At 65.4% G+C, this 228-nt stretch carries 1 pseudogene; it reads left to right on the forward strand.

Annotated elements, in window-relative coordinates:
• Positions 1–228: pseudogene (locus SB772_RS46455) on the forward strand (ABC transporter); the annotation flags it as partial.

Below are 228 nucleotides of genomic sequence, written 5' to 3' on the forward strand. Positions count from 1 at the left end.
AGAATCCGCCCATCGTGCTGCTCGACGAGGCCACCAGCGCGCTCGATGCCGCCAGCGTACGGCTGGTGCAACGGGCGCTGGACAACGCCGCGCAAAACCGCACCCCGCTCGTCATCGCGCATCGTCTCGCGACCGTACAGCACGCCGACCGCATTGTCGTGCTGGAACAAGGCCGCATCGTTGCGCAGTGCCGTCACGCCGATCTCCTTCAGACTTCTCCACTCTATG

The sequence above is a fragment of the Paraburkholderia sp. SIMBA_030 genome (assembly GCF_046535245.1).
GTDB lineage: Bacteria > Pseudomonadota > Gammaproteobacteria > Burkholderiales > Burkholderiaceae > Paraburkholderia.